At 55.8% G+C, this 26,796-nt stretch carries 23 protein-coding genes; 17 read left to right on the top strand and 6 right to left on the bottom strand.

Translation table 11 applies throughout. The features are described 5' to 3' along the window. Position 1: 1 nt before the first annotated feature. Genes D467_RS18910 through D467_RS0101165 form a run of 5 tightly spaced genes read left to right on the top strand, consistent with a single transcriptional unit; the run spans position 2 to position 4,779 of the window. Entirely contained in the window at positions 2–502 is a 501-nt protein-coding gene (locus D467_RS18910) for a TRAP transporter small permease (RefSeq protein WP_018915674.1), read from the top strand. Continuing rightward, positions 493–1,767 carry a TRAP transporter large permease gene (locus tag D467_RS0101180; RefSeq protein WP_018915673.1) on the top strand — a complete coding sequence of 425 codons (1,275 nt, stop codon included), beginning with the start codon at positions 493–495 and terminating at the stop codon, positions 1,765–1,767. Before D467_RS18910 ends, D467_RS0101180 begins: the two co-directional genes overlap by 10 nt. An 8-nt stretch (positions 1,768–1,775) precedes the next feature. After that, positions 1,776–2,321, top strand: coding sequence for a VOC family protein (locus tag D467_RS0101175; RefSeq protein WP_018915672.1), 546 nt, complete (start codon positions 1,776–1,778; stop codon positions 2,319–2,321). Further along, entirely contained in the window at positions 2,318–3,565 is a 1,248-nt protein-coding gene (locus tag D467_RS0101170) for a RuBisCO large subunit C-terminal-like domain-containing protein (protein WP_018915671.1), read from the top strand. The genes D467_RS0101175 and D467_RS0101170 overlap by 4 nt, the downstream gene beginning before the upstream one ends. Before the next feature lie 2 nt (positions 3,566–3,567). Next, positions 3,568–4,779, top strand: a complete 1,212-nt coding sequence (locus D467_RS0101165) for a four-carbon acid sugar kinase family protein (protein ID WP_018915670.1) — start codon at positions 3,568–3,570, stop codon at positions 4,777–4,779. Here D467_RS0101165 and D467_RS0101160 read toward each other — a convergent pair. Further along, the gene (locus D467_RS0101160; RefSeq protein WP_018915669.1) at positions 4,730–5,845 is read right to left on the bottom strand and encodes a hypothetical protein; all 1,116 of its coding nucleotides are present in this window, start codon (positions 5,843–5,845) and stop codon (positions 4,730–4,732) included. The two genes, D467_RS0101165 and D467_RS0101160, sit on opposite strands and share 50 nt — an antisense overlap. Positions 5,846–6,167: 322 nt before the next feature. Here D467_RS0101160 and D467_RS0101155 point away from each other — a divergent pair, with 322 nt between their 5' ends. The 3 genes from D467_RS0101155 (at position 6,168) to D467_RS0101145 (ending at position 9,701) form a co-directional block, all read left to right on the top strand. Next, a complete protein-coding gene (locus D467_RS0101155) occupies positions 6,168–6,533 on the top strand; it encodes a hypothetical protein (RefSeq protein ID WP_018915668.1) in 366 nt (121 codons plus the stop codon). Between the two features lie 10 nt (positions 6,534–6,543). Beyond that, positions 6,544–8,610 carry a pyrroloquinoline quinone-dependent dehydrogenase gene (locus tag D467_RS0101150; RefSeq protein WP_018915667.1) on the top strand — a complete coding sequence of 689 codons (2,067 nt, stop codon included), beginning with the start codon at positions 6,544–6,546 and terminating at the stop codon, positions 8,608–8,610. Between the two features lie 203 nt (positions 8,611–8,813). After that, entirely contained in the window at positions 8,814–9,701 is an 888-nt protein-coding gene (locus D467_RS0101145) for a ParB/Srx family N-terminal domain-containing protein (protein ID WP_018915666.1), read from the top strand. Positions 9,702–9,730: 29 nt separating this feature from the next. Here the strand turns inward: D467_RS0101145 and D467_RS18905 are convergent, their stop codons facing one another. Further along, complete coding sequence (locus D467_RS18905) at positions 9,731–10,615, bottom strand: ion transporter (RefSeq protein WP_018915665.1); 885 nt, start codon at positions 10,613–10,615, stop codon at positions 9,731–9,733. 172 nt (positions 10,616–10,787) lie between these two features. Here D467_RS18905 and D467_RS0101135 point away from each other — a divergent pair, with 172 nt between their 5' ends. The 7 genes from D467_RS0101135 to D467_RS0101105 all read left to right on the top strand — a co-directional run bounded on the left by D467_RS0101135 (position 10,788) and on the right by D467_RS0101105 (position 17,654). Beyond that, positions 10,788–13,622, top strand: a complete 2,835-nt coding sequence (locus tag D467_RS0101135; RefSeq protein WP_018915664.1) for a monovalent cation/H+ antiporter subunit A — start codon at positions 10,788–10,790, stop codon at positions 13,620–13,622. After that, a complete protein-coding gene (locus D467_RS0101130; RefSeq protein WP_018915663.1) occupies positions 13,622–13,954 on the top strand; it encodes a Na+/H+ antiporter subunit C in 333 nt (110 codons plus the stop codon). Before D467_RS0101135 ends, D467_RS0101130 begins: the two co-directional genes overlap by 1 nt. Continuing rightward, positions 13,951–15,462 (top strand): monovalent cation/H+ antiporter subunit D, encoded by a 1,512-nt coding sequence (locus tag D467_RS0101125; RefSeq protein ID WP_018915662.1) that lies wholly within the window; start codon positions 13,951–13,953, stop codon positions 15,460–15,462. Before D467_RS0101130 ends, D467_RS0101125 begins: the two co-directional genes overlap by 4 nt. Then, positions 15,459–15,956 carry a Na+/H+ antiporter subunit E gene (locus tag D467_RS0101120; RefSeq protein ID WP_018915661.1) on the top strand — a complete coding sequence of 166 codons (498 nt, stop codon included), beginning with the start codon at positions 15,459–15,461 and terminating at the stop codon, positions 15,954–15,956. Before D467_RS0101125 ends, D467_RS0101120 begins: the two co-directional genes overlap by 4 nt. After that, positions 15,950–16,219 carry a K+/H+ antiporter subunit F gene (locus tag D467_RS0101115; protein WP_018915660.1) on the top strand — a complete coding sequence of 90 codons (270 nt, stop codon included), beginning with the start codon at positions 15,950–15,952 and terminating at the stop codon, positions 16,217–16,219. Before D467_RS0101120 ends, D467_RS0101115 begins: the two co-directional genes overlap by 7 nt. A 40-nt stretch (positions 16,220–16,259) precedes the next feature. Then, the gene (locus tag D467_RS0101110) at positions 16,260–16,646 is read left to right on the top strand and encodes a Na+/H+ antiporter subunit G (RefSeq protein WP_018915659.1); all 387 of its coding nucleotides are present in this window, start codon (positions 16,260–16,262) and stop codon (positions 16,644–16,646) included. A gap of 174 nt (positions 16,647–16,820) precedes the next feature. Continuing rightward, on the top strand, positions 16,821–17,654 hold the full coding sequence (locus D467_RS0101105; RefSeq protein WP_340139686.1) for a DUF6694 family lipoprotein: 834 nt from the start codon (positions 16,821–16,823) through the stop codon (positions 17,652–17,654). A 73-nt stretch (positions 17,655–17,727) separates the two neighbouring features. Here the strand turns inward: D467_RS0101105 and serB are convergent, their stop codons facing one another. From serB to pgi, 4 genes are all read right to left on the bottom strand, one after another. After that, positions 17,728–18,933 (bottom strand): phosphoserine phosphatase SerB, encoded by a 1,206-nt coding sequence (gene serB / locus D467_RS0101100; RefSeq protein WP_018915657.1) that lies wholly within the window; start codon positions 18,931–18,933, stop codon positions 17,728–17,730. Positions 18,934–18,936: 3 nt separating this feature from the next. After that, positions 18,937–21,189 (bottom strand): DNA topoisomerase IV subunit A, encoded by a 2,253-nt coding sequence (gene parC / locus D467_RS0101095; RefSeq protein WP_018915656.1) that lies wholly within the window; start codon positions 21,187–21,189, stop codon positions 18,937–18,939. A gap of 6 nt (positions 21,190–21,195) precedes the next feature. Beyond that, the gene (gene parE, locus D467_RS0101090) at positions 21,196–23,091 is read right to left on the bottom strand and encodes a DNA topoisomerase IV subunit B (protein ID WP_018915655.1); all 1,896 of its coding nucleotides are present in this window, start codon (positions 23,089–23,091) and stop codon (positions 21,196–21,198) included. A gap of 154 nt (positions 23,092–23,245) precedes the next feature. Beyond that, positions 23,246–24,943, bottom strand: a complete 1,698-nt coding sequence (gene pgi / locus D467_RS0101085) for a glucose-6-phosphate isomerase (protein ID WP_018915654.1) — start codon at positions 24,941–24,943, stop codon at positions 23,246–23,248. Positions 24,944–25,043: 100 nt separating this feature from the next. On the opposite strand from pgi, the gene cmoA reads away from it, so the two are divergent. Beyond that, complete coding sequence (cmoA, locus tag D467_RS0101080; protein ID WP_026285551.1) at positions 25,044–25,787, top strand: carboxy-S-adenosyl-L-methionine synthase CmoA; 744 nt, start codon at positions 25,044–25,046, stop codon at positions 25,785–25,787. Next, on the top strand, positions 25,788–26,780 hold the full coding sequence (gene cmoB, locus D467_RS0101075) for a tRNA 5-methoxyuridine(34)/uridine 5-oxyacetic acid(34) synthase CmoB (RefSeq protein ID WP_018915652.1): 993 nt from the start codon (positions 25,788–25,790) through the stop codon (positions 26,778–26,780). The last annotated feature ends 16 nt before the right edge of the window (positions 26,781–26,796 follow it).

Genomic DNA, 26,796 nt, shown 5'->3' with positions numbered 1-26,796 from the left:
CATGGACGGTCAAGAACCTCTATTAGGGCGAAGTCTTAGCCGGCTGTCCGAGATTTGTGTGGGTATTGCGATGCTATTGCTGATGATCATCACCGTGCTGGTCGTCGCTCAGGTACTCGCCAGAAACCTCTTTAGCACTGGGCTGCCATGGGCGGATGAAGCCTCCCGGTTTGCGGGTATTTCCATGGTGTATCTGGCGACTCCTTACCTGCTGTTCCACGGCCAGCATGTCGCAGTCACCATGCTGGCGGATGCGCTATCAGGCGTTAAGCGCACCTTGTGTTTAGCGATAGCGGAACTCGCAACGTTAGGCTTTTGCGCCCTGACACTTTACGGGTTTTATCGCTTTCTATTGCGCGCGGGGCGCTTTTCCTCGCCCGCCATGGGGATTCCCAACCTGTGGCTATACATGCCAGCGCTTATCAGCATCGGGTTGCTGGCGGTGATATCAGTCTATCGCCTGGGGCGGATGATGCAGCGGAGGGCTTTAGTATGTCCGTAACGCTACTGCTCATCTTTGCGGGAAGCTTGCTGATTGGTGCGCCGGTCGCGGTTAGTCTGGGCCTGTCCGCTGGACTGGTGATTTTTTTCTACGACCTGCCGTTCACTGTCATGGCGCAGCGCGCCATTAATACGCTGGACAGTACGCCACTGTTGGCGGTGCCGCTTTTCATACTCGCAGCGTCATTGCTGGGCGCCACCGGTGTCACCACGCATCTGTTTGAACTGATGCGTATGGTGGTTGGGCGCATTCGCGGCGGTATGGCACACGTTAATGTACTCACCAGCCTGATCTTTTCCGGCATGTCCGGCGCAGCATTAGCCGATATCGGGGCATTGGGCGGGATTCAAATTCGTCAAATGGAGCAACAGGGCTACACCAAGCGCTTTGCAGCCGGTCTTACGATTGCCGCGGCGACGATTGGGCCGATCTTTCCCCCGTCGATTCCCCTGATCATCTTTGCCACGGCGGCTGAAGTTTCCACCATTCGTGCGCTGTTGGCTGGCGTCGTCCCTGCGCTCGTAGTGGCAGCGGCGTTAATGATACAAGTCGCGGTCATGGCAAGACGCTCTCAACTGCCGCGTGATGATGTACAGCCAAGCTTTGCCGCCTTTCGTAGAAAAACGCTGATTTCTCTGCCTGCCTTACTCGCCCCGGTGCTGTTAGTCGGCGGGATGGTCAGCGGTTACTTCGGGCCAACGGAAGCGGCGGGCATGACCACTGCCTATGCCATTCTTATTGGCGTGGTTATTTACCGCACTTTAACCGTTCGTTCTTTTCTGACCTGCACCCGGGAAACCGTGTTATCGACCGCCAACGTGCTTTTTGTTGTCGCCTCCGCGGCCTTGTTTGCCTGGGTACTCACCATGGATCGTGTTCCAGCCCATGCAGGTGAGTGGTTATTGAGCGTGTCGGATAATCCGCTCGTTCTTCTGCTTCTACTGAATCTGCTTTTACTGGTTGTGGGCATGTTCCTGGAAGCTATCGTCGCGATCCTTATCATCGCCCCGATTGTGACACCCGCCTTGCTGCAAGCAGGTGTACCCCCGGAACAGCTAGGCGTGGTGTTCGTACTCAACCTGATGCTTGGACTGCTGACCCCGCCGGTAGGCATGAGTCTTTATATGGTATCGATCATTACCAAGATGCCGCTTTCCTCGATTATTCGCGGTGTGGCCCCCTTCTATCTTTCCCTTTTTGCAGCCTTGGCGTTGGTCACTCTGGTGCCCTCTTTGTCCACCTGGTTGCCTAACCTTGTTATGTAGGAAGTGTCATGAGCCAATATCTTGGAGCTATTCGTCAATTAGGTTATGTGGTCAACGATATCGAAGCGGCCATGGAGTACTGGAACAAAGTGATGGGCGTGGGGCCTTTTTTCTACAACCCGCGCGTACCTATCGAGAACTATACGTATGACGGCAAGCAATATGACGTGCATAACTCGGTGGCCCTGGCTAACTCGGGCTTCATTCAGGTTGAGCTGATCCAAACACGCAACGATGCCCCTTCCATGTACCGTGATTTTCTACAAGCGGGCAATACAGGTTTACAGCATGTTGCTTTTTGGACGGAAGACTATGACACCGACCTTGCCGCCATGCAGGCCAGGGGCTATCACGTCAAAATGAGCGGTGAAGTGGGTGCCAATGGGCGTTTTGCGTATTTTGATCGTGAATATCACCCCGGTACTGTTATTGAGCTTTCCGAGGTGCTGGGCCCCAAAGGCAAAATGTTCCGCATGATCCGCGAAGCGTCCGAAAACTGGGACGGTAAAGACCCCGTGCGCCCCTTCCCGAACCTGAAAGAGGCAGAAGCATGATTCGCGCTGCCTATCAGATTGAGACACCACTTGATCCATCGCTCGTGGCAGAGATGATGGCCGGTGAGCAAAGCTCAGGCACCTTCGTCAAAGTAATGGGCGAGACCGACGCCATCAGGGAGCGCTTTGGTGCCAGGGTCACTCACTTAAACGTTCTGGAGGAACTGGACTCCCCCAGTCTTCACAGCGCCTATCTTGAGCGCAAGGGTGTTAAAGGCCCATGGAAAAAAGTGGCGGTGGAGATTGAATATCCCGAAGACAACGTAGGGGTTAACTTACCAAACCTTGCCGCGACCGTCGCCGGCAATCTTTTCGACTTAGGCGAGCTCACTGGGCTACGCTTGATGGAACTGCAGCTGCGCCCGGAATATCGCGACCGCTACTCGCTGCCGACTCACGGTATTGCCGGTACGCGCAGTGCAACAGGCGTGGCAAATCGCCCCCTGTTTGGGACTATTTTAAAGCCTAATATCGGTATGAGCCCCACTGAAACCGCCGACCTTGTCGAGCAGCTTTGCGAGGCTGGCGTCGACTTCATTAAGGATGACGAAATCGCAGGTAATCACCCGTATGCGCCGGTAGAAGAACGCGTCAGCGTGGTGATGCAGCGTATCAGGCAATTTAGAGAGCGTACCGGCCGCAACGTCATGGTCGCGTTCAATATCACCGACGAGCTGGATGCCATGCGCCGCCATGCAGACCACGTTCAGGCCGAAGGCGGCAGCTGCGTGATGGCGAGCCTTAACTGGTGTGGGCTTTCTGCGCTGCAAAGTTTGCGCGCGTCAACGCCGCTAGCCATTCACGGCCATCGTAACGGCTTTGGCGCCTTCGCACGCCATCCTGCTTTAGGCATCGATTTTTCCGCCTATCAAACGCTGTACCGCCTGGCGGGCATTGATCACATGCACGTCCATGGCATGGGCGGAAAGTTTGCCGACCAAACCGACGAAGTGGCTCATGCTGCCAAGCTTTCGCTCAACACACTAGGGGGTACAGATGATCGCGTGATGCCGGTATTTTCATCTGGCCAATGGGCAGGCACCCTGCCGCTTACCTGCACTAAAATCCAAAGCGCTGACTTTATGTTTTTAGCCGGAGGCGGCATCTTGGCGCATCCTGACGGCGTGGCTGCCGGTGTGGCAAGCCTTCAAGAGGCCTGGCAAAGCATTGAAGCAGACACGCCGTTAGAGTGCGCCAACCGCCCAGCGCTTGCCAGGGCGCTCGACTTCTTCGGTGAGCGCTAGGCATGCGCTATATATTTGTCGCGGATGACTTTACCGGCGCATCCGACACCCTGGCGACGCTGCGACGCGCCGGATTAAAGGCGCGGCTCTATCTGGCGGCCCCCTCCTGCGAAGAAGTCGCCGACCTTGATGCGTTTGGTATCGCAACGGCGGCACGCAGTATGGATCAACAAGCCCTAGCCACAGAAATGCAGCGTATCGGCCATCAGCTATTGCTGCATCAGCCGGACATTCTACATCTAAAGGTTTGCTCCACTTTTGATAGCAGCCCAGCCACTGGCAATATCGCAACCGCCATTACTGCGCTTTCTGCACAGCTAAAACCGGCTACCACCTTGATTGTGGGCGGCCAGCCCAGCCTTGGGCGTTACTGCGTGTTTGGCAATCTATTTGCTAAAAGCGCTGATGGGCAGATATACCGCATCGACCGTCACCCGGTCATGCAGCAGCACCCGGTTACCCCCATGCTGGAAGCCGACTTGCGCCAACACTTTAGCGCCATGGGCCTTGCCAACATTAACCTTCTGGATAGAACTACACTTCACGCTGACGGCGACTCCCCCAGTAGCCCAGTACTATGCGATGCGCTTGATAACAACGACCTCAAACGTATCGGCGAACGCTTTCGCCATGCTTTGAAGCCACAGCTGTGGATTGGCGCCAGCAGCGTGGTGGAAGCGCTTTATCCCAACGCTCAAACTATCGAACCACCCAGCAGCCTGCCCGGCCCGCTTCTCGTCTTTGCGGGCAGTCGCTCTTCTGTCACGGCCTCTCAAGTGGCAGCCACTAGCAGCATGATCAAAGTGACGATTTCGGCCCGCCAGCTGGCCACCCATTCACACGCCGAGTATGAGCAGATTTTGCGCCACCTGCGCGAAGGCAAAGCAACCCTTGCTGTATTAGATGAAGATACAACACATGGTCTTACGGCACTGGAAATCGCCCAGCATTGCGCCAAGCTGATCGCTTCACTCATTCACTCCAACAGTATCGGTACGCTGCTTGTTGCCGGGGGTGACACCTCAAGCCTGGCCATCCACCAACTGCGGCCTCAAAGCATTGACTATCTCGGCCCGCTCGAGGCAGGTGTGTCGGTTTGTGCGGCAAATTTTGCCGATGGTCATCAGCTACCGGTGATTATGAAGGGCGGCCAAATGGGTTCAGTTACGCTTTTTGATAGCGTTTGCGCGCTAACCTGCCACAACGATAAATAAGCGGCATCAATAGCCATAAAACAGGTACCAGCAGCCAGCGCCAGACAAAACGTGCGATCAGTAGAAACGGCAGCAACACCAGCAGCCAGATAACGAATTGCCCCAGCCACACCGGCAAGCCAAGCCATTTCGCTACATTGGCGCCCAGTGCGCTTACCAGCGACGGGTGGCGAACCACTACATAAGCCGTGGTGGCAACCGCCACCACCTTGGCCATACGCGACAGGCTGGCAAAACGCCCACTGCCTGCCACGATGCCCGAACGTAATCCAGTGCGTGCTCCCTGGGCTTCAATACTGCCTACCCGTGCACCTCGTGCGACACGCCCTGCTCGCAGCACCTTAACGGTACTTGCCATCAGTAAAAGATCGACACCGGCCCAGCCCACGTCCGCGGCACCAATCGCTGCATCGCGACGCCACTGGTTTTCCAGATTGCGAATACCGCTGGTAAAGAAATCGCTGAGGCCTGCCACAACACGCTCACTTTGCAGCCAGTGCACATCGCCCTCGCGATCCACCACAAACTGTTTGAGCAAGCCATGGCCTTCAGTATCCAGCAGGGCAATACCCATTTGGCCTCGCCGGTACGGGTTCCACTCGGCTATGTCTGTTGGGCCGCCTTGCTCCTGCACATCTTCAGTTTCCTCACTCCACCAACGGCTCAGCTGCTGATAATGCTCACCCACCCAGTGCTGAGCACGCAGCGTGGCAATATCGTTATCTCGATAGTAAATGATCGGCAACACGGCATCGGGACCAAAACGCACCAGCACCTGCTGAAACTCAGGCAATGCGGCATACTCAAGTAACGCTACACGGGCGATATCGCCGTAGCGCAGGATGGCCAAATGGGCGCTCATCCAGAGCGCCTGATCTTCAGCGTAATGGAGAAAGATCGCGTTAAGTTCAGCCGACTCCTGAGCCAGCGAAGCTTCAATGGCGGGCAATGTTCGCTGCGCTTCAAGTCGCACGAGTCGTGGCTCAAAAGCTTCGCTGGAGGCCAGCGCCGATAGCCCACCCGCCAATACGGTTGCTATCGCTAGCGTCGTTAACCAGAGTCGCATGCCTTACTTTCTCCCTGTGCGCGCTCCCGCGTCATTATTAAAAACGCTGCTGCTGCGTTAACTCACCTAAACCACAACCTCAGGAATCACACCACTAACTTCTTTTTAACCGAGATATCTTAAACAAAACGTCAAGTATGGGTGCTGAGCGATTGGCTATAAAGCCAGGCTATTAGCTATAAATAATGCTCTAGCCAGCAAATTACTTTCTATTGCTTTATCCAGCTCGAAAAAACATATTTTTCTGCTAATGTTAACAGGCTAACTATTTTTCTTAGTATTTGTTTCGTTTTAATATTTTCCACCTGGAGACAAGAACGCCATGTCGCAATCACTCAGGGCTAAGCTAGGCGCTTTTGTGTTATTGGCCGCCGCTGTTATCGGGCTTATTACCGCACTTTATGCCTACTTCACGCCACTGACAGGCGTTACCGGATCGCTCGGTGCACTCGTGGCTATCGCGGCCTGTATCGTGCTGATTATTTTGGCGCTTATGCTGGCGGCGCTTCAAGGCCGTGGCGCCCGTATTGCTCTGCGCGTGTTAATCCTGATAGGCCTTGCCGGTACATGCTTTGCCGGATTGCTGCTGCATCAGTGGTGGCTTTGCGTTGCCATGGTACTTGGCTTGATCGGATTGATCATCGATCTTTGCCGCCCGGCTCACAATATCCGTCCCACTCATTTATAAGGAGCCGTCCGTGCCAATACCCCGTTTTACCGAGCAGCGCCTTGCCACTTTATCCGCACCGGTTTTGTTCAAACCCGTCAGACACGGCTTAGCGCTGGCACTTTTTATAGCGCCCTTGACGCTACTCGCTCAGGATCAGCCAGCAGAGCCATCCAGTGCTGAGGAAACAAGTGCTGAGCAATCAGGCGAAGCAGAACAAGCGTCCGACCGCGCGCCTATTCCTTTAGTGCCTGAAGGTGCGGTCTGGGATAGCTTTCACGGCCAGCTCAACGCGCAGAAGTACAGTCCACTCGATCAAATTAACGTCGACAACGTAGGCGAGCTCGAAAAAGCCTGGGAGTTTCATACCGGCGATGTGTCGGATGGTTCAGGCGACACCGCCCCGACTGTTTGGTCGGCCACCCCGGTGTTCGCCAATGACACTGTGTATATCGGCACGCCCATGTACCGGGTGTTCGCTCTCGACCCGGCCACCGGCGAAGAGCGCTGGCGCTTTGATACTCAATCCACTCAGGAAGCACTGACGCAGCCAGCGCTCAAAAGCCGCGGCGTCGCCTACTGGGAAGCCGACGAGCCCGTTGCTGGCAACGCCTGCGAAAAAATCGTTTACTTCGGCACAATGGATGCTCAGCTCTTTGCGCTGGACGCTGATAGCGGTGAGCTGTGCGAAGGCTTCGCCGACGGCGGCGTACTGAACGTCAACGAGTGGAACAACATGCCCGAAAACTGGCCGCTGTCGCTGCTTCAGCCGCCCACCGTCGTAGGCGACCGGCTGATTCTGGGCTGGGCGGGCAAGGATTGGGAAGAGAGCGTGGCCCCGGCAGGTACGGTGTTCTCCATTAACGCACGTACCGGCGAGCGCGAGTGGACGTTCGAGGCGCTCTCCGAAGAGATGCGCCAGCGCAGCGGCACCGCCAACGTTTGGACGCATATGGCCGCCGATGAAGAGCTGGGTCTCGTTTACTTACCCGTCGCCTCGCCCTCGCCCAACTTCTGGGGTGGAAACCGCACCGAGGAGGCGCCGCTGGCAACCTCTACCACGGCGCTGGATATTGAAACCGGCGAGGTGGTTTGGTCGCGCCAGTGGGTGCATCACGATATTTGGGATTACGATATCAACGCCGCACCGACGCTAATGGATATTACCGTCGACGGCGAGGAAATCCCGGCGCTGATGCAGGCGACCAAAATGGGCTTCCTGTTCGTGGTCAACCGTGAGACCGGCGAAGATGTCTGGCCGATTGAAGAACGCGAAGTGCCCGGCGGCGACGGCACCGTGGAAGGCGAGGTTTACTCACCCACCCAACCTTTCCCCACCGTACCTGCGCCGCTTCTAGATCAGTCTGAAAAGCCCGAAGTGTGGGCGCTGGCGGACGCGGCAAGCTTTGGTCAATGTTCCGCGCTTTGGGACGATCTTTGGTACGAGGGCATGTACACCCCACCCACCACGCGCGGCGAAGGTACGCTCGCCTACCCAGATAGCGCCGGCGGCGTTCAGTGGGGCGGCGTTGCCTTCGATCCCGTCAGCCAGACGGCGGTGGTGAATACCTCGCACATTGTGCAGTACATCAAGCTCTTCAACCGCGAAGATTTCGATGAAGCCGACAGCGGTTCAGGCAACGAAAGCGGCTATTCGCCCCAATTAGGCGCGCCTTACGGTATGCGCTTGGAAGTGGCGCTGAACTGGCTGGGCATGCCCTGCTGGGAGCCGCCTTTCGGTGAGTTGGTGGCGCTTGACATGACCACAGGCGATGTAAAATGGCGACGCCCGGTAGGCGCCTCACAGCAGTTCGGCTTCTTTATGCCCGAAAGCTGGGGCTCGCCCACCATCGGCGGCCCAGCGGTGACTGCAGGAGGCTTGATCTTCATCGGCGCCTCTATGGACGCCAAGGTACGCGCCTACTCGCTGGAAACTGGTGAACAGCTCTGGTCGGACCAGGCCCAGGCGCCCTCCGTCTCCAACCCTGCCGTTTACGAGTATCAAGGCCGCCAATACGTTGCGTTTATCGCAGGTGGCAATACGATTCTCAAGGATCAGGTCGGCGATCAAATCGCGGTTTACGCGCTACCCGAATAACAGCGTTTAAAAGCGGCAATCTACGGGGCGGCCTTTAGCTGAATGCTAAAGGTCGCCCCGTTTGCATGAGGAGTACATCCCCATAAATACGCAACACCACGTTCTGATTAAGCGGTATGCCACTTAGCGTCAAAAAATTGTCATCGTTGCCCCGTATGGTTGCCTGCTGGCACTGCAACAACGATAACTCTTTGGAGACATTGATGAAAAAAGCTCTAATGCTGCTGGCTCTTCTTCCCATGACGCCCGCACTGGCCGCGCCTTCTGCCGATATTCGTGAGATTGCGCTGGGCGAGCTACACCCTACACAGCCAGCGCTTGGCTACCGGCAGATGGATTATAAGCAGGGCCGTTTTGCCGTCGATCGTGAGAAGTTTTTCGATGAATTTTGTGAAACGGGCGGTCAAGGCGGCATTGCACAGTTTGATGAGGCTTCCTCTCTGCACGCTATCGATAGCTTTGCATGCACCAACCCTGTCGGCACGCATCCAGAAGATATGAAAACCGCGGTGATTGCGCCCAATGGCGGTTTTTATCTTACCGATGGCCATCATACCCTGGGTAACTACCTGGCATTGGAAGGTCCTGAGCTGAGCATGCCGCTGCTCATCACGCATGATTTCAGCGAACTGCCGGATATGGAACGTTTTTGGGCCACCATGGAAGAACAGCGGCTGGTTTGGCTTGATGCGCCAGAAGGCCCGATCACATCAGAAGAACTGCCTGAACAGCTGGGCCGTGACCATCAGGTCGACGACCCTTACCGCTCACTGGTCTACTTCACACGCGGGGTAGGTTATAAAAAGCCTGACACACCGCCGCCATTTCTGGAGTTTTATTGGGGACAATGGCTCGCCGAACAGCTACCCCTCGACACGCTAGATTTAACCACTCTTGAAGGCTATACCGACGCGGTTACTCAGGCGGCCACGTTAATGGTTGAGGTATCACCCGACACACTGATCGCCGATACCGCCACGGGCAGCCTGACTGCTCAGGAAATGGGCCAGCTGCCAGCATTTAACGCAGCAGAGCTTGATAAACTGCTGTCGCCCCGCGGCAAACTAACCTACGCATTCTCCCTCGAATAACCCTCACTCAAAGCAAGCACACGTTTATTTCAAACGGTTTTGGACGTATCAACAGGCGGGCTGACCGCCGCCTGTTGTGATGAGGGCGTATTACTCTGAATCAGCGCCGATTCCATACGATCAAGCTGCGCCTGCAGCCCACGTACGTCATTGCGCAATGCCTTTAACTCGGCCTCTTCACCCTCACCGTTATCCAGCGCCATTTGCGCGCTCTCTTTTTGCATTACATCAAGCACGATACCAATCATCATGTTCAGGAAGATAAAAGCATTCAAAAAGATAAACGTAAGGAAATAGATCCAGGCGTAAGGGTAAACCTCCATCGTGGGATACAGCACGGCGGTTGCCCAGCTTTCAAAGGTAGCCACCTGGAAGAGTGTCAGCATCGCCAGCGCAATGTTGCCCCAAAGCCCTTCATCGACGTTATGGAAGAGAAAGCTGCCAATCGCGGCGTAGATGTAAAAAATGATAAACATCAGCAGAACGACATAGCCCATCCGCGGGATGGATTTCAGCAATGCGCCTAACAGCATTTGCAGCTCAGGGATCATGGACACTAGGCGCAGCACCCGGAAAATCCGTAAAAGCCGCGCCAGCAGCACCATTTCTGAGTCATCCATGGGGATCAGGCTGGCTGTAACAATGATAAAATCGAAGATGTTCCAGCCTTTCTTGAAAAAGCTCAGCAAGGTGCGTTCAGCGGCCATTCTGATCAAAATCTCGACCAGAAAGAATACGGTTACCGCTATATCAAGATAGAGCAGCCACTGCTCTATACGCGTTGTTTCTTCATAGGTTTTCGCGCCAATCATCAGCGCGGAAAGAACAATAATGGAGATAACAATGCTTTCAAAAATTTTGTTGCTGCGCAGTTTTTCAAAGCGCGACTGCCAAGTATTGAACGGTTCACTCATGGAGCAAGGGGTCTCTAAACGGTTTTCAGCCACACTTTATACTAAAATCACATACCGACCATACAAGTGATATCCTCTTGTTCCATATAACCTATAACGTAGCCTGCGCCACCAGTACGCCCTAAGGCGACTTGGTGGCATTTTTTAGAATTTAATAGCGCTGGATGACCCCATGATACTGCTGTGGATAGCCTTACTGCCTTTGCTGGGCGTATTGGTGCCGGCACTCACTGCCCACCGCGGACGCACATTGTGCTCACTCGCAACAGGCATAATGCCGGCAATTGCCTTACTGCTAACGTTGATGCAGTTACCTGCAATGCTCGATGGTGAGGCGTTACGCGTTAGCTTCACGTGGATGCCTGAACTAGGGCTTGAGCTGGCCTTTCGCCTTGATGGGCTTTCGTTACTGTTCAATATGCTGATTTTAGGTATCGGCTTATTGATCTTGCTGTATGCCCATTTCTATCTTGCCAAAGATGAGCCACATGGACGTTTTTATGCCTTTATGATGCTGTTTATGGCATCCATGGTCGGCATTTCGATGTCCGACAATCTCATACTGCTGTGGCTGTTCTGGGAACTTACCAGTATTTCCTCTTTCTTGTTGATTGGCTTTTGGTCGTATCGCAGCGATGCACGTAAAGGGGCACGCATGGCATTGACCGTGACCGGTGCAGGCGGTTTAGCGCTCCTCGCAGGCTTATTGCTGCTAGGTGATATGGCCGGCAGTTACCGTATGGATGACGTTCTCGCCAGCAGCGAACGTATTCTGGCCGACTCTCGTTATCCCATCATGCTGGCTCTGGTCCTGCTCGGGGCATTTACCAAATCGGCCCAGTTCCCATTTCAGTTCTGGCTTCCCCATGCCATGGCGGCGCCTACGCCGGTATCGGCTTATCTGCATTCGGCAACGATGGTAAAAGCCGGCATTTTTCTAATGGCGCGCCTGCATCCAGCCATTGCTGGCAGCGAACTTTGGAGCGTTATCGTGCCCTTAGTGGGCTCCATTACGCTGCTATACGGTGCCTGGTTTGCGTTGTTTAAAACCGACCTCAAAGCCATCCTGGCGTTTTCGACTATCAGCCATTTGGGCCTGATCACCGTACTCTTAGGTATTGGCAGCCCTATGGCGGTACTCGCGGCACTCTTCCACATTATTAACCACGCGACTTTTAAAGCGGCTCTGTTTATGAGTGCGGGCATTATTGATCACGAGACAGGTACTCGCGAATTGAAACAGCTGGGCGGCTTACGTAAAACCATGCCGGTCACCGCGCTGCTGACGATTCTTGCCTCAGCCGCCATGGCAGGCGTACCGCTGTTCAACGGCTTTTTATCCAAAGAAATGTTCTTTACCGAAACGCTTGCCACGCCGGTACTCGGCGGGCTTAGCTGGCTTATCCCGGCGCTTGCGACCGTCGGCGGCATTCTTTCGGTCGCTTACTCAATCCGGCTAGTGCATGCGGTTTTCTATAAAGCACCCAAGGAAGCCTCACCCAAAACGCCTCACGAACCGCCGCATTTAATGCGTCTGCCCGTTGAAATACTGGTAGCACTTTGTGTTGTAGTCGGCGTTTTACCGGCGTTTTTTGCAACCAACCTGCTGGGCCTGGCAACTCAAGCGGTGCTTGGCGAGCCGCTGGATTTCCATTTGGCCATTTGGCACGGCGTTAACCTACCGCTCGTGATGAGCATGATCGCCTTTGCGGTAGGCCTCCTCCTGTATTGGCGCCATGCCGACTTGCGCCGCTTCCTTCAGCCCTTTGCAAGTGTCGATGCCCGGCGAGTGTTTGAGCGCTCGTTAGTTGCGATCGGCTATCGTGCCGAGCAGATCATGGCGGCTCTGGATGGCAATTCGCTACAGCGATTTATGAGCTGGCTGCTGTTGGCGGCGCTGTGCATGGGCGTACTGGGGCTCGTGCAAATCGACATACTCACGGGCGCTAAAGGCAACCAGCCGACGGATGGTATTGTCGTGCTTGGGGCCGGCATGCTGATTTTTGGGGGTATTGCGACGGCGGCCACCCACCGCTACCGGCTAATTTCGCTGTTAATGCTGTCAGTGGTAGGCCTTTTTGTCGCCCTTACCTTTGCCCGCTTTTCAGCCCCTGACTTGGCGCTTACTCAGCTTTCCGTTGAGGTAGTGACCATGATCCTGCTGATGCTTGCACTGTTCTTCCTGCCGCAAAAAACGCCGCGCGAGTCGAGCCCTATGCGCAACGTGCGCGATATGCTGCTGGCAGGCTCGCTGGGTCTGGTCGTGGCAAGCCTTAACTACGCGGTCATGACCCGCGACACCCTGTCGATCTCCAACTTCTTTATGGAAAACAGCGTGCCCGGTGGCGGTGGACATAACGTCGTCAACGTAATCCTGGTCGATTTCCGCGGTTTCGATACCCTCGGTGAAATTACCGTACTGGCATTGGCAGGGCTGGCTATCTTTAAGCTGCTTAACCGCTTGCGCCTGTTTATGCCTCATAGTGATGGCGAAGGCCGTGTGTGGTCGCCCGATCGCTACCCGGCCATTTTGACCTCGATCTCAATGACGTTATTACCTTTAGCGTTATTGGTATCAGCATTTATTTTCCTACGCGGCCACAACCAGCCTGGCGGCGGCTTTATTGCCGGCCTGATTACCGCCGTTGCGCTTATTCTGCTGTATATGGCACGCGGTGTTGAATGGGCCCAGGCACGCCTGGACTTCCCCTTCCAGCCCGTTGCCGTAGTCGGAGTGGCAATCGCCACGTTAACCGGCCTGGGCAGCTGGCTATTTGGTTATCCCTTCCTTACCTCGGCGTTTGGCTACTTCAGCTTGCCGGGAATCGGCAAGTTTGAGCTGGCCACTGCGTTATTATTTGATCTTGGAGTTTACCTGGCCGTGGTAGGCGCCACGCTGATGATCCTTGCCAACCTGGGCAAGGTAACTACCGCGCACCGCCCGGTCACCGACCCTAAAGAGCCGGAGACTCCAGCCGCTCAGTTACCCGCCAAGGAGCCTAATTAATGGAAACCCTTTACGCGATTACCACCGGCGTATTAACCGCATGTGGCCTGTATTTAACCCTGCGCGGGCGCACGTTTCCCGTCGTGGTTGGGCTAACACTTACGTCTTACGCGGTGAACCTGTTTCTTTTCTCCATGGGCGGCCTTACCACTGATGGTGCCACCATTGTCAACGGGGACGGCGCTTATGCCGACCCGCTACCCCAAGCGTTAGTGCTCACGGCCATCGTCATCGGTTTTGCCATGACCGCGTTTGTCGTAATTCTTGCCATGCGTGCCCGCAGTGAAGCGGGTAACGACCACGTAGACGGCAGAAAGGAAGACCGTGAATGATTCAACATTTAATCGTTTTACCCGTAGTAGTCCCGTTGGTGGCAGGTATTTTGCTGCTCTATCAACGCCAAGGTTTGGTTCGTTATAAGCGCATTGTCAGCGTCGTTGCGACGGTTTTGATGCTGCTGGCGGCGATTAGTCTGGTAAAAACCGCAGCACAGGGAGAGATTGTTTACTACGCCCTGGGCGACTGGCAGCCACCGTTTGGTATCGTCTTGGTGCTTGATCGTCTTTCGGCCCTGATGCTTTTGATTACCGCTTTATTGGCGGTCGGTGCGGTGGTGTTTGCCTGCGCCGGGGACGATGAAAAAGGCAGTAACTTCCATGGTCTGTTTCAGTGGCAGCTGCTGGGTATTAACGGCGCCTTTTTAACCGGTGACCTGTTCAACCTGTTTGTGTTTTTCGAAGTACTGCTGCTCGCCTCTTATGCCCTGCTGCTGCATGGCGGAGGCAAGGCGCGCATTCAGGCAAGCGTTCACTATGTGGTTTTGAACCTGGCGGGTTCATCGCTTTTCCTGATTGCCGTGGGCATTCTTTATGGCGCCACCGGCACGCTCAACATGGCCGATATGGGGCAGCGTTTAGTGGACCTGCCTGCCGAGCGCCAGGGTTTGGTGACGGCGGGTGCACTCATGCTGCTGGTGGTGTTTGGCTTGAAGGCCGCTATCGTACCGCTGTATTTCTGGCTGCCACGTGCTTACGCAGCGGCGCCCGCGCCGGTGGCGGCCCTGTTTGCCATCATGACCAAAGTCGGCATTTACGCGATCCTGCGCGTGTACTCGCTTATCTTTAGCGAAAGCGCAGGCACGCTTGACGCGCTCGAACAGTCCTGGATTTGGTGGCTGGCATTGGCAACCCTTGCGGTGGCTGGCATAGGCGTTATTGCCGCGCGTGATTTGCGTCTTCTGGTTGCCTATCTGGTGCTTATTTCTGTGGGTACGCTGCTTGCTGGCGTCGGCATGCGCTCGCCTCAAGCTATTTCGGCCCTGCTTTATTACCTGATGCATACCACGCTAATCACCGGTGGGCTTTTCCTGCTGGCGGAAATGATCGGCCTGCAGCGGGGCAAAGCGGGTACTCGTATCGTCAAAGGCCGCCCTATGGTGCAAGGCAATGCCTTGGCGCTGCTGTTCTTTATCGGGGCCATCGCGGTTATTGGCATGCCGCCGCTATCAGGGGCCGTGGGTAAGGCATTGATGCTTAACGCAGCAGAAGGCACCCAACGCCTGTGGTTATGGCCACTGCTGTTACTCGCAAGCCTGGCATCGCTCGTCGCTCTTTCCCGGGCAGGTTCTACCCTGTTCTGGAGAAGCCACCGCGGTAGTTTTAGCGGCAGTCCTTTGGCGCGTCGCCAATGGTTTGGGGTCGTCTGGCTACTTAGCGCGGCGCCCATTCTGGTCGCTCTGGCAGGCCCGATAAGCGACTACACTCAAGCTACAGCCGAACAGCTAAGCCACCCGCAACGCCTGATTGATACGTTAATTTCTAACGCTGGGGAGGCACCATGATTGCGCCGCGTTCTTGGTTACCAACACCGGTTCTATCGATTCTGCTACTCATCGTATGGCTGCTGCTAGCGCGCAGCTATGCATTTGGACAGTTTGTACTAGGCGGTGCGCTGGCGATTCTGATTCCCCTGCTGACCTACCGCTTCTGGGATTCAAAGCCGCGTATAAAGAAGCCCTTCAAACTGCTGCGCTACGTGCTTCGCGTGCTAGGTGATATTGTCACCGCCAACTTCGAAGTAGCCTATTTAATTGCCAACCCCTGGCGCACGCTGAAACCACATTTCATCGAATACCCTTTAATGCTCGAGGAGCGCTTTACCATTACCCTGCTGGCCAGCACCATTAGCCTCACGCCGGGTACGGTATCAGCGAACCTGCGGTTGGACGGCAAATCGCTGTTGATTCATGCGTTAAACGTGGATGATGAAGAAGCTTTGATCGAACAAATTCGCGAGCGTTACGAGCGGCCGCTTAAGGAGATTTACGAATGTTAGATGCTGCGTTGTATATCACCTTAACGCTGGTAGTGCTGGCGTTGCTGATGAACCTGTTCCGCTTGACCGTGGGCCCGGACATGCCGGATAGAGTGCTGGCGCTGGATACCATGTACGTCAACTCCATCGCCTTGATCGTACTGCTTGGGCTTTGGCTGAACAGCAAAACCTATTTCGAATCGGCACTGCTGATTGCCATGCTTGGCTTTATCAGCACCGTGGCCGTGTGCAAATACATTCTGCGCGGAGACATTATCGAATGATGACGCGATTAATGACGGCCCGCTATAAGGAGGCATTTCAATGTCGCTACTCGTAGAAGCGATTACTTCGCTATTACTGATTGCAGGCGGTGTGTTTGTCTTTATCGGCTCGTTGGGCATGGCGCACTTGCGCGATTTTTATATGCGCTTACACGGACCTACCAAGGCCACCACGCTGGGCATTGGCTGTATGCTGATTGCCTCAATGCTGTATTTCTGGAGTGTTGACGGCAAGCCGGATATTCAGGAAATGTTGATTACGCTGTTTCTGTTTATTACCGCGCCGGTTAGCGCGCACTTGCTGGCCAAAACGGGGCTGCATATGCAGCTTCGCCATACGGACACCACCGGCGGCAAGCCTTTTGAGTTACGCGATGAGGAAGTCGGTGATAAGCCGGTCCCCCACCCCGATAAAGGCCACGGCTAAAAAAGCACGTCTCTGACCGACAAAGCGCTGGCCAACTGCCAGCGCTTTTTTTTCAGCCATGCTTAAAGCCAGGGGAAGCATGATGAAGATTAAAAACATTAGTTATGAACAGTAGTGAGCGGCGGCACTTTCCAGTAAGCTCCACTGCGATTTTGACCATCTTGAGGTGAATGTATGTGGAGCCTCCTACGCCTTTCTGCCATAACGCTTTCGTTGGTTATGGTCGCCGGTTGCTCAGACCCCAAAATAGATACTAGTTCGATGCCGGCCGCAGTTGTCTCGATTGAGAATGTACGTGAGGCAATGCCTGCTTATAAGCGCGATGAGTTTGATAAAGCGCTCGCGATCATGGCAATGCCCAACTTTAGCAGCGTGGCCCTACTTAGCCCTCAGCGCATGAATGCAGCGGAAATCGCTGAGTCTGCCAACGTGCGCATGCATGGTTTAACGGGCGATCAGGTGATTGATCGCGCCGACGATATTTTACGTGAAAGGCGCGCCAGAGAGCGCGAACAGGCTATTACAACGCTTGCCAGGTTGACTGAAAAGCAAACGCAGGCTGAAAAAGACCGCGAGCATCGGGAGCGCTTTAGTATTGATAGCGCGCGCTACTATATGAGCCAAAGCCCTTACGGCACGCCGGAGCCAGCAGTGGATATTGAGGTTACCAATAACACTGAACAGGCCGTCTCGCAGGTATTTTTAAGAGGTGTGGTGACCAGCACTGAGCGATCCGTTCCCTGGATTGATGAAACGTTCTACTACGTGATCGCAGGCGGCCTTGAAGCAGGTGAAACGGCCACGTGGCGCCTGGCGCCTAACCGCTTCAGCGCATGGGGAAATACGCAGATACCCAGCAATGCCACGCTTACCGTAACGGTAGAAGGCCTTAAAGATGCACAAGGTAACCCGCTATGGGACTCGCCGGCACTTAGCGAAAGCGAAGCGGCAAGGCTTGAACACCTGAGTCACGAGTATCAAGGCGTGGCGCTCTCCTCGATCATGTAACTGATAGATTCATCAGACCATTAACCATGAGTCGGTACGTTACGCACCGACTCATTGATTACGAGCAAAATACTTAATCGATCAAATCCGTTTGACGATAGCCAATCAGATACAGCACAGCGTCAATGCCCAGCGTAGAGATGGCTTGACGCGCCTGGGCGCGCACCAGTGGTTTGGCCCGAAACGCGATGCCCAACCCCGCCTTAGCCAACATTTTGAGATCGTTGGCCCCATCGCCCACGGCAATGGTCTGCTCCAGCGTAAAGCCTTCACGCAGTGCGATCTGCTCCAAAAGCTCTGCTTTACGCTCGGCATCAACGATAGGTGCCTTCACTTCACCGGTGACCTTACCGTTTTCAATTACCAGCTCATTGGCATGAATCTCATCAAAGCCAAGCTTCTCCTGTAAATGACGGGCAAAATAGGTAAAGCCGCCGGACAGAATCACGGTGCGGTAGCCAAAGCGCTTTAAGTTAGCCATTAAGCGTTCAACACCGTCCATCAACGGCAGCTCTTCGGCGATCTTGATCAACACCGACTCATCGAGGCCTTTAAGCTTGCTCATGCGTTCACGAAAGCTTTCCTGGAAGTCCAGCTCGCCGCGCATGGCGCGCTCGGTCACTTCGGCAACTTCATCACCCACCCCGTGATGCCGGGCCAGCTCATCGATCACTTCGGCTTTGATCAGCGTGGAATCCATATCGAAGCACACCAGGCGACGATGACGACGCCAGATCGAGTCTTCCTGAATGGCAATATCCACGCCATGCTCAGCGCCTAGCGCCAATGCCTTTTCACGCAGCGCTTCGATATTGGCATCATCGCCACGAAGCCAACACTCGACGCAGGCACCGCCAGCAGGCGCGCTACCATCCAGCAACTCACGCCCTGAAAGCCGATGAATCAGCTCGACCGTTAAACCAAACTCGGCCGTCAGGATGCCGACTTCGGCCAGGATGCCTGCCGGTAAATGCGGCGCCAGCAGCGTCAAAATCAGCCGAGGCTGGCTTGCTTCATTGCTCCAGCGCTGATAATCATCGGGGTTAACCTTAATCGCCTGCACATCCAGCCCTAGCGCGTCGCCAGCTTCACTTAGCGTCGCCTCCAAGGCATTATCGTGCTCAAGCCCCACCAGAGCTTCCAGGGAAAGCATGCCAAACGTCACGCTTTGGTTGATATCCAAAAGCTGCGCCCCCGTGCTGGCAAATGCTTTGCCCAGGCCCTCTAGCTGGCCGGGGCGTGCCACACCCGTTGCGCGAATCAAACAACGTTTTGTCATGAGTTACTCTCCCGCCTCTAGCCGGTCAACTTTCTGGAAGCCGCGCGGCAACTTACTGCCTCGCCGACCTCTTTCGCCGCGATAATATGCCAAATCATCCGCCTTGAGCGTGAGTTTTCGCTTACCGGCGTGAATCAGCAACGCATCGGTTGCGCTGAGAACGGTAATATCACGTACGAACTCTTCCCGGCGTGTAGCCCTGGGGCCGGGGATATCGAGCATCTTATTGCCTTTGCCCTTGGTCATTTCAGGCAGCTGCTCAAGCGGAAACAACAGTAACCGGCCTTCGTTAGACACCGACGCTACCCAAAGCTCTTCACCATCAGGCACCTCGATCGGCGCCATTACGCTGCAGCCTTTGGGTACGCTGAGCACCGCTTTACCGGCTTTATTTTTGCCGGTAAGCGCGTCCAGGCGAGCCATAAAGCCGTAACCACCGTCGCTTGCCAATACAAAGCGCCGCTCAGGCGGGGCAAGCATTAGCCCTGCCATTTGCGCCCCTGCCGATACATTCGCCCGCCCGGTCACCGGTTCACCCTGGCCCCGCGCGCTGGGCAGGTTGTGGGCGGCCAAGGTATAAGCGCGCCCCGTATCATCCAGCAGTACTAGAGGCTGATTGGTTTTACCCCGGGCCGCCAGATGGAAGCTATCCCCGGCTTTATAGGAAAGCCCCTCTGGATCAATATCATGGCCTTTGGCGGCGCGGATCCAGCCTTTATCAGACAGCACCACGGTGATCGGGTCGGCACCCAGCAGCTCGACTTCCGAAAGCGCCTTGGCTTCACTGCGCTCAACCAGCGGTGAGCGGCGCTCGTCGCCGTGTTCTTTACCCGCCGCGCGGATCTCTTTTTCGATCAGCGTGGTCAGTTTTGCTTCGCTTCCCAGCAGCCCCTGGAGCTGTTTACGCTCTTTTTCCAGCTCATCCTGCTCGCCGCGAATCTTCATCTCTTCAAGCTTGGCAAGATGACGCAGGCGTAGCTCGAGAATCGCTTCCGCCTGACGCTCTGAGAGACTAAAGGCGCTGATTAGCGAAGCTTTCGGGTCATCTTCCTCGCGAATAATCCGGATCACTTCGTCAAGGTTGAGATAGGCTGTCAGCAAACCTTCCAAAATATGCAGACGATCTTCAACCTTACCTAAGCGGTGCTCCAACCGACGGCGCACCGTGGTGCGGCGAAAGCGTAGCCACTCACCCAGCATGTCGGGCAGGGACATGACCCGCGGACGGCCATCCAGGCCGATCACGTTCATATTCACCCGCACGTTCTTTTCCAGATCCGTGGTGGCAAACAGGTGGGCCATGAGCGACTCAACGTCCACCCGACTGGAGCGCGGCTCAATGACCAGGCGCGTGGGCTCTTCATGGGTCGACTCATCGCGAAGATCTGCCACCATGGGCAACTTCTTGGCCTGCATCTGCGCGGCGATCTGTTCAAGCACTTTGGCACCGCTGACCTGGTAAGGCACCGCGGTGATCACGATATTGGCGTCTTCGCGAACATAGCGAGCACGCAGTTTTACCGAGCCGCGGCCTGACTCATAAAGCTTACGCAGGTCGGCTGGGGGAGTGATGATTTCTGCGTCTGTCGGAAAATCAGGCGCGGGCACAAACGCCATCAAGTCGGTCGTGGTCGCTTGAGGGTTGCGCAGCAAATGGCAAGTGGCTTCGACCACTTCACCAACGTTATGCGGCGGAATATCCGTAGCCATCCCTACCGCAATCCCGGTACCGCCATTGAGCAATACATGGGGTAGCTTGGCAGGCAGCACGAGAGGCTCTTGCATGGTGCCGTCAAAATTGGGCACCCAATCGACAGTACCTTGGCCTAATTCGCCCAACAGCACTTCGGAAAACTTGGAGAGTTTGGCTTCGGTATAGCGCATGGCCGCGAACGACTTGGGATCGTCCGGGCTTCCCCAGTTACCCTGGCCATCGACCAAGGGGTAGCGGTAGCTAAACGACTGCGCCATCAGCACCATGGCTTCGTAACAGGCGCTGTCGCCATGCGGGTGAAACTTACCCAGTACGTCGCCAACGGTACGCGCTGACTTTTTGTACTTGGCGTTGGCGTGAAGCGCCAACTCACGCATGGCGTAAATGATCCGCCGCTGCACAGGCTTCATGCCGTCGCCAATATTGGGCAAGGCACGGTCTAAAATGACGTACATCGAGTAGTCGAGGTACGCTTTTTCGGTATAGTCGCGCAAGGAGAGACGTTCGACGTCGCCTTCCGCTACCTGAATATCCATGGTCATCTGGGGTTATACCTCAATGTCTGCGAGGTTGCCGTAATCTTCCAGCCACTTCTTGCGGTCACTGGCGCGCTTCTTGGCGAGCAGCATATCCATCATTTCCATGGTGCCGTCGCCCTCTTCCAGCGTTAGCTGTACCAGGCGGCGGGTTTCGACCGCCATGGTGGTTTCTCGCAGCTGTAGCGGGTTCATTTCACCCAGGCCCTTGAAGCGCTGCACGTTCGGGGTGCCACGTTTTTTGGACAGCTGTTTGAGAATGGCATTTTTTTCGCTCTCATCGAGGGCGTAGTGGACCTCTTTACCTAAATCGATGCGGTAAAGGGGTGGCATGGCGACAAATACGTGGCCGGCATCCACTAGCGCGGGGAAATGGCGTACAAACAGCGCGCACAGCAGCGTGGCAATGTGCAGCCCGTCAGAGTCCGCATCGGCAAGAATACAAATTTTGTGGTAGCGCAGCTTTTCAAGATTCGCGCTACTGGGGTCCGCGCCAATGGCAACCGCAATGTCATGAACTTCTTGAGAGCCGTAAATATCGTGGGTCTCAACTTCCCAGGTATTCAGAATTTTACCGCGCAGCGGAAGAATAGCCTGAGTTTCACGGTTACGGGCCTGCTTGGCGCTGCCCCCGGCCGAGTCACCCTCCACCAGAAACAGCTCGCTAAGCGACGGGTCCTGCCCCGAGCAGTCAGCAAGCTTGCCCGGAAGCGCCGGGCCTGACGTGACCTTTTTACGGGCGACCTTCTTGGCCTTTTTCTGGCGATGCTGGGCGGCGCTGATCACCAGCTCCGCCAGTTGCTCGGCGTGATCAATATGGTGGTTTAGCCAAAGCGAGAACGCATCTTTTACAACGCCCGATACAAAGCCTGCGATGGTGCGTGAGGAGAGGCGCTCTTTGGTTTGCCCGGCAAACTGGGGGTCAAGCATCTTTACTGAGAGTACGAAAGAGGCGCGCTCCCAAAGATCATCTGCGGTGAGCTTTATACCGCGCGGCAACAGGCTGCGATATTCACAAAACTCGCGCAGCGCATCCAGTAATCCAGAGCGAAAGCCATTAACGTGAGTGCCGCCTTGCGGCGTGGGAATCAGGTTAACGTAGCTTTCCAGCAACGATTCACCACCTTCCGGCAGCCATTGAATGGCCCAGTCCACGCCATGCTCGTCATCACTGAAGTGACCGACAAACGGCGCGTTGGGCAATACTTCATAGCCATCGGTGGCTTCCGCCAAATAGTCGCGCAGGCCGTCAGCGTAGGCCCACTCGGTTTTAGTGCCATCTGGCTCAACCAGCGTAACGGCAAGCCCTGGGCAGAGTACTGCCTTGGCACGTAACAGATGTTTAAGCCTTGAAACCGCAAGTTTGGGGCTGTCGAAATAGCTTTCATCGGGCCAGAACCGCACCAGCGTCCCGGTGGCGCGTTTGGCAGCCTTGCCTATTTCATGCAGATTTTCGACTTTTTCACCGTGCTCAAAGGCGATCGCATGACGCGCGCCGTCACGAGTTACTTCTACTTCCAGGCGCCGTGAAAGCGCGTTGACGACCGAGACGCCCACGCCGTGAAGGCCACCGGAAAACCGATAGCTCGAAGAGGAGAACTTACCGCCTGAGTGCAGCTTGGTAAGAATCAGTTCTACCCCTGAAACGCCGTGCTCGGGGTGAAGGTCAATCGGCATACCTCGGCCGTCATCCTGAACCTCGATGCCCCCATCGCTGTGCAACATGACACGAATAAAAGAGGCGTGGCCGGCCAGCGCTTCATCAACGCTGTTATCAATCACTTCCTGGGCCAGGTGATTGGGCCGTGAGGTATCGGTGTACATACCGGGACGCTTACGTACCGGCTCGAGCCCTGACAGGACTTCGATAGAACTCGCGCCGTACTGAGAGGCATCAAACTGGGTCATGTAACGTCGGTTCCTGAAGGGTAAAGCTGGCAGCTGCCTGTGATTCGTACAGGCAGCCGACAAAGATCGCTAGAATAGCAAAAAGCTGTATATCCAGCCATGCCTTTTACTTGATTAAGAAAAGTGCCGCGTGCAGTTATATCGGCCGCAGCAGCTACTTATCCTGCTCGGCGGCCCAGAAAGCTTCGATCAAGCCGCGGCTGGAGGCATCCATACGCGAGACGTCCCCTTCGCCGTCGATAATCGCCTGGGTGTCGGTGGCAATCTGCTTGCCAAGCTCCACGCCCCACTGGTCAAACGGATTGATATCCCAGATGACCGCTTGCACGAACACCTTGTGCTCATAAAGCGCAATCAAAGCGCCCAGGCTGTGAGGGGTAAGCTTATCCAGCAGCACTGTGGTCGATGGCTGGTTGCCGCGGTAGCGTTTGTGCTCAGGGCGTGGTCCATCATCTTCTAAGGCGTCATCGCCCAGCATTAGAACGCGGGATTGGGCGAAGCAGTTGGCAAGCGCCAGCCGGTGCTGTGCTTTGAGGTGGCGGCGGGTGTCCGGGTCTTCTACCTCATCATAACGCTTGAGCGGGGCGATAAAGTCACACACAACCGACTGGGTGCCCTGATGAAGCAATTGATAAAACGCGTGCTGGGCGTTGGGCCCCAGCTGCCCCCAAAGTACCGGGCAGGTCGAATAGCTGACCGCCTGGCCCTGGCGGGTGACCGACTTGCCGTTGGACTCCATTTCCAGCTGCTCAAGATAGGCGGCAAAATATTCCAGACGGCCATCGTAAGGCAGGATCGAGTGGGCGCGTATATCCAGAAAGTTAACGTTCCAGATACCGGCCAGGGCCAGCAGTACGGGCAGGTTGTCCTCCATGGGCGCTTCACTGAAGTGGCGGTCCATGGCATGGGCACCGGCCAGCAGTTCGCGAAAATGCGCCATACCCACGACCAGGGCAATCGGCAAACCAATCGTGCCCCACAGCGAGTAGCGCCCGCCTACCCACTCCCAGAATTTAAGCTGGTGGTCTGGCGCAATCCCCCACTCGCTCATTTTCTCGGGGCTGGCCGACACACCGATAAAATGCTGACGTACGATAAGCTCAGCGCTCACCGGTGGAGCGCTGACAAAATCACTATGCTGAGTTAAACGGCCCAACAGCCAGTCTCTGGCCGTATTGGCGTTGGAAAGCGTATCAATGGTGGTAAACGACTTTGAGGAGAGCACAAAGATGGTCGTTTCGGGATTTAGACGCCCTAAATAATCGGCCAGCTGCGAACCATCCATTGTCGAGGCAAAATGCACCTCAACGGGATGAATATTCTCAGGCCGGTAGTCAGCCAGTGCGTGCGTCACCATTAACGGCCCTAGGTCCGAGCCGCCGACGCCTAAATTCACCACATGGCGGATGGGCTTGCCCGTCGCCCCGCGCCACTGCCCGGCGTGCAAACGGCAAACCAAGCGCTCCATTTGCGCCAGACTTTCCTGAACCCCCGCCACTACGTCTTCGCCTTCAACGTTCAGCGTCGCATCGGCCGGTAACCGCAGCGCGGTATGCAGCGCCGGGCGGTTCTCGCTGACGTTAACCCGCTTACCGCTCAGCAGAGCATCGATGGCACCCGGCACGCCGGCATCCTGGGCCAAGGCCAACAGGTGCTCTAACGTATCGTCATCCCAGCGCTGCTTGGAAAGATCCAGCGTCAAACCTGACACATGACGGGTAAAGTGTGACCAACGACTGCGATCCGAGCCAAACAGCGTCTTTAAATGAACGCTTTTAAGTTCCTCGGCATGCTGTTTTAGTGTCTGCCAAGCGGGCAGTTTATCGGGGGTAGCGCGTGATGCTGAGGCCATTTGCCGTCTCCTGTGGCGTCGAACCATGCAGCTCGGGTCTGTTCTGGTCAAAGTAGGGCGCGTAAACTATTACCCCCTTTTGATGACCCCCGGCTTGCCAATGAGTAATGCATCTTACCGTGACGCTATCTTTTCGACACCCCTTGATCGAGTGGCGCGCTTCTCTTTCGATGAGCAGGTGGTTGCCTGCTTCCCTGACATGATCCGCCGCTCGGTACCGGGCTACGGTCAGATCCTGGGTATGCTGAGCCTGATTGCCCAGCGCCACCTTCGCCATGGCGGTCACGTCTATGACCTGGGCTGCTCGCTCGGCGCCTCGGGCCTCGCTCTGGCAGGCGCGCTGAAACCTAATGCGTTTCGCTATACGGGTGTCGATCTTTCGCCCGCCATGGTGGAGCGTGCCCGGCAAACGTTCAGTGAAGAGTGCCCTGAACATGCCATGAGCGTGGAAGAAGCCGATATTCGCACGCTCGAGTATGCGCCATCAGGCATGATCATTCTTAACTTTACGTTGCAGTTTTTGCCCCCCGCCGACCGGGATGCGCTATTAAAGCAGCTGTTTGACGCCCTTGAGCCCGGCGGCGTGCTGGTGTTATCCGAAAAAACCGTTGATGTAGATGAGCGGGATAATGCATGGCGGGTCGAGCGCTACCACGACTTCAAGCGCGCCAACGGTTACAGCGAGATGGAGATCAGCCAAAAGCGTACCGCGCTTGAAAACGTGTTAGTGCCCGATACGTTGGATGCGCTGCATCAGCGCTTACAGCAGGCAGGCTTCCCACGTACGGTAACGTGGTTCCAGTACCTGAACTTTGCCTCTGTCATTGCGTTTAAGGAGAGCTAAGTGGAACTCCCTGATGATCACCGTGCACTTTATCAGGCATTTTTAGACCAGGGCTTAACCACTTGGCTGGCTAAATTACCCGAGCAGCTGGCCCGGGGGCTTGACCGCCAGCGCCATGGCGACCTGCCGGCCTGGGAAAAAGCCGTGGCCAAACTGCCACCCCTACCTGCACAGCGCGACGTTCAGCTCGATAGCGATACGGTAACGGTGGAGCTTGCGCTCAGCGATAGCCAACAGCGCCAGTGTTTTAACCTGCTGCGTAAGCTGGCTCCGTGGCGCAAAGGCCCTTTTCAGCTGGGCGGCATTGATATCGAGACCGAGTGGCGCTCCGACTGGAAGTGGCAGCGCGTCGCCCCTCATCTAGCGCCGCTCAAGTACCGCAAGGTGCTGGATGTCGGCGGCGGCAGCGGCTATCACGCCTGGCGAATGACCGGTGCTGGGGCTGCATTCGTGTTGGTGATTGATCCTTCGCCGCGCTTTTACTGGCAGTTTCAGGCGGTGCGCCATTTTGTGGGCGATGCCGATGGGGGGCGTACTCAGTTCCTTCCCGTGGGTATCGAGGACGTACCGGAAAACCTCGGCTTTTTCGACACGGTATTTTCCATGGGCGTGCTGTATCACCGCGCCTCCCCTTTCGAACATCTTCAGCAGCTGAAAGCGGCCCTGGCGCCGGGTGGCGAACTGGTATTGGAAACGCTGGTAGTGGAAGGCGATGAGCAAACGGTGTTTGTGCCCGGCGAGCGCTACGCCGCGATGCCCAACGTCTACTTTCTGCCCTCCTCCAAAGCGCTGTGCCACTGGCTTAGCCGCTGCGGCTTTACCAATATCCGCGTGGTCGATGAAGCAGTCACCACGCTTGACGAGCAGCGCTCCACCGAGTGGATGACCTATCAGTCGCTGGCGGACTTTCTCGACCCCGATGACCGCACCCGCACCATTGAAGGTTACCCTGCGCCACGGCGGGCGGTGATCATGGCTAACAAGCCGGGATAAGCTGTAAACAGCGTTT

The organism is Vreelandella zhanjiangensis DSM 21076 (assembly GCF_000377665.1).
GTDB lineage: Bacteria > Pseudomonadota > Gammaproteobacteria > Pseudomonadales > Halomonadaceae > Vreelandella > Vreelandella zhanjiangensis.
Note: the sequence above shows the minus strand (reverse complement) of the source record. Positions and strands in the feature narration are given on the sequence as shown.

What these genes read in the sequence shown, in the direction of transcription:
- D467_RS0101165 (WP_018915670.1), top strand. Translation starts at nt 3,568, where the DNA reads ATGCGCTATATATTTGTCGCGGATGACTTTACCGGCGCATCCGACACC.
- D467_RS18910 (WP_018915674.1), top strand. Translation starts at nt 2, where the DNA reads ATGGACGGTCAAGAACCTCTATTAGGGCGAAGTCTTAGCCGGCTGTCC.
- D467_RS0101160 (WP_018915669.1), bottom strand. Translation starts at nt 5,845, where the DNA reads ATGCGACTCTGGTTAACGACGCTAGCGATAGCAACCGTATTGGCGGGT.
- serB (WP_018915657.1), bottom strand. Translation starts at nt 18,933, where the DNA reads ATGACAAAACGTTGTTTGATTCGCGCAACGGGTGTGGCACGCCCCGGC.
- cmoA (WP_026285551.1), top strand. Translation starts at nt 25,044, where the DNA reads ATGAGTAATGCATCTTACCGTGACGCTATCTTTTCGACACCCCTTGAT.
- D467_RS0101145 (WP_018915666.1), top strand. Translation starts at nt 8,814, where the DNA reads ATGAAAAAAGCTCTAATGCTGCTGGCTCTTCTTCCCATGACGCCCGCA.
- D467_RS0101155 (WP_018915668.1), top strand. Translation starts at nt 6,168, where the DNA reads ATGTCGCAATCACTCAGGGCTAAGCTAGGCGCTTTTGTGTTATTGGCC.
- D467_RS0101135 (WP_018915664.1), top strand. Translation starts at nt 10,788, where the DNA reads ATGATACTGCTGTGGATAGCCTTACTGCCTTTGCTGGGCGTATTGGTG.
- pgi (WP_018915654.1), bottom strand. Translation starts at nt 24,943, where the DNA reads ATGGCCTCAGCATCACGCGCTACCCCCGATAAACTGCCCGCTTGGCAG.
- D467_RS0101105 (WP_340139686.1), top strand. Translation starts at nt 16,821, where the DNA reads ATGTGGAGCCTCCTACGCCTTTCTGCCATAACGCTTTCGTTGGTTATG.
- D467_RS0101180 (WP_018915673.1), top strand. Translation starts at nt 493, where the DNA reads ATGTCCGTAACGCTACTGCTCATCTTTGCGGGAAGCTTGCTGATTGGT.
- D467_RS0101175 (WP_018915672.1), top strand. Translation starts at nt 1,776, where the DNA reads ATGAGCCAATATCTTGGAGCTATTCGTCAATTAGGTTATGTGGTCAAC.
- parE (WP_018915655.1), bottom strand. Translation starts at nt 23,091, where the DNA reads ATGACCCAGTTTGATGCCTCTCAGTACGGCGCGAGTTCTATCGAAGTC.
- D467_RS0101130 (WP_018915663.1), top strand. Translation starts at nt 13,622, where the DNA reads ATGGAAACCCTTTACGCGATTACCACCGGCGTATTAACCGCATGTGGC.
- D467_RS0101115 (WP_018915660.1), top strand. Translation starts at nt 15,950, where the DNA reads ATGTTAGATGCTGCGTTGTATATCACCTTAACGCTGGTAGTGCTGGCG.
- D467_RS0101110 (WP_018915659.1), top strand. Translation starts at nt 16,260, where the DNA reads ATGTCGCTACTCGTAGAAGCGATTACTTCGCTATTACTGATTGCAGGC.
- D467_RS18905 (WP_018915665.1), bottom strand. Translation starts at nt 10,615, where the DNA reads ATGAGTGAACCGTTCAATACTTGGCAGTCGCGCTTTGAAAAACTGCGC.
- parC (WP_018915656.1), bottom strand. Translation starts at nt 21,189, where the DNA reads ATGACCATGGATATTCAGGTAGCGGAAGGCGACGTCGAACGTCTCTCC.
- D467_RS0101125 (WP_018915662.1), top strand. Translation starts at nt 13,951, where the DNA reads ATGATTCAACATTTAATCGTTTTACCCGTAGTAGTCCCGTTGGTGGCA.
- D467_RS0101120 (WP_018915661.1), top strand. Translation starts at nt 15,459, where the DNA reads ATGATTGCGCCGCGTTCTTGGTTACCAACACCGGTTCTATCGATTCTG.
- D467_RS0101170 (WP_018915671.1), top strand. Translation starts at nt 2,318, where the DNA reads ATGATTCGCGCTGCCTATCAGATTGAGACACCACTTGATCCATCGCTC.